At 42.0% G+C, this 1223-nt stretch carries 1 protein-coding gene and 1 pseudogene; both read left to right on the top strand.

Going from position 1 to position 1223, the window contains the following annotated elements; genetic code table 11:
• Nucleotides 1-365, top strand: a 365-nt coding sequence (locus H7J92_RS17390; RefSeq protein WP_221838273.1) for a helix-turn-helix domain-containing protein, incomplete at its 5' end; no start/stop codon positions are given.
• Nucleotides 359-1192, top strand: a pseudogene (locus H7J92_RS17385) (IS3 family transposase); the annotation flags it as partial. The gene H7J92_RS17390 and the pseudogene H7J92_RS17385, both read left to right, overlap by 7 nt.
• Between the last annotated feature and the right edge of the window lie 31 nt (nucleotides 1193-1223).

Genomic DNA, 1223 nt, shown 5'->3' with positions numbered 1-1223 from the left:
TCGATGTACTAAGCTTTATGAAAAGGACAGGTACTTCTTTAAATGAAACCGCACTTCATTTTGGATTAACGAATCCTCCTATGATCTCTTCATGGAACAAGAAATTCCTTGAAGGAGGTGCAGAAGCCCTGGACCAACCGAGAGGACGGCCACCCATGACGGATAAAGCAAAGAACGTTAAAAGCACTAGGACTACTTCAGAGAATGAAATGACGCGTGAACAGACATTAGAAAGGGAGAATGAACTCCTACGTCTAGAGGTAGCGTACCTAAAAAAGTTAAAAGCTTTTCAGATGGATCCGGACGGCTATCTCGAAAAGCACAAGCAACGTTATCATACGAACTCAAAGAAGAATTCCGACTGATTGACGTGCTTCAAATTGTAGGAATTCCGGAATCTTCTTATCACTACCATGTTAAACGGTTCAAGTTAGAAAATCCCAATCAGCAGATGGAGGAAACCATCCAATCTATTTTTGATGAGCACAACGGCAATTATGGGTATCGCAGAATCCACTTAGAATTAAAGAATCGTGGGATCCGAGTGAATCATAAAAAGGTGCAGCGAATTATGCGCAAGCTCGGATTGAAAGGTGCGAAATTCATTCGAAAATCACGCCGCTACAGTTCTTACAAAGGTACCATCGGTACAGTGTCAAAGAACCGAGTGAACCGACGCTTTAACACGCCAATCCCTTATCAAAAACTCACAACAGATATCACGGAGTTTAAGTGTGCAGATGGGCGTAAACTCTATCTTAGTCCAATGATGGATATGTACAACGGAGAGATTCTTTCCCACGGTATCAGTATGCATCCTACCCTTGATTTTGTGATGAAGCCGTTAGAAGAAGCACTTGATATCGTGAAAGATGCAAAATATCGCACGACCATTCACTCGGACCAAGGCTGGCACTATCAACATTCACATTGGGTCACTACACTTAAAGAACACCACGTGTTCCAAAGCATGTCCCGAAAAGGAAACTGTCTAGACAATTCGCCCATGGAAAATTTCTTCGGCTTATTGAAGCAAGAAATGTATTATGGTGAACCGCTTCGTACGTACGAAGAATTGGAACAAGCGATCAAGACGTACATTCATTATTACAACAACAAACGAATTAAACAGAAATTGGCTGGCATGAGTCCGGTACAATACCGTCTTCACACCAGCCAACTAGCTGCGTAATATAAAACTCTAACTTTTAGGGGTCACTACA

It is taken from the genome of Sporosarcina aquimarina, assembly GCF_019748715.1.
Classification (GTDB): Bacteria; Bacillota; Bacilli; order Bacillales_A; family Planococcaceae; genus Sporosarcina; species Sporosarcina newyorkensis.
The sequence above is the reverse complement of the archived record's forward strand: the minus strand, read 5'-3'. Positions and strand labels throughout refer to the sequence as shown.